Annotated in this window: 1 pseudogene; it reads right to left on the bottom strand. The window is 69.1% G+C overall.

The window, feature by feature from the left end:
- Nucleotides 1–246 (bottom strand): annotated as a pseudogene (locus SB725_RS33185) (nitric oxide reductase transcription regulator); the annotation flags it as partial.

The following is a 246-nucleotide window of genomic DNA, read 5'->3' as shown; positions in this document are numbered from 1 at the left end:
GGCTCGACGGGGGCGCTGGTTCTTTCGCTGGCCCGGGGCAGGTCCAGATCGCCGGCGTCCAGGCTGAGGATCTTCGGTCGCTCGGGGTGGTTGCCCAGCGCTTTCAGAGCGCTGCGCCCGATCAAGTGCTCCAGCTCGCGAACGTTGCCCGGCCAGTGGTAGGCCAGCAGCGCCTGTTGCGCCTCAACGCTCAGGCGCAGGCTGCCCAGGCCCATGCGCGAGCGGTTCTGCTCCAGGAAGTAGCCA

Origin of the sequence: Pseudomonas sp. SIMBA_041 (genome assembly GCF_046535095.1) — a bacterium.
In the GTDB taxonomy this organism is placed as follows: domain Bacteria; phylum Pseudomonadota; class Gammaproteobacteria; order Pseudomonadales; family Pseudomonadaceae; genus Aquipseudomonas; species Aquipseudomonas mucoides.
Note: the sequence above shows the minus strand (reverse complement) of the source record. Positions and strands in the feature narration are given on the sequence as shown.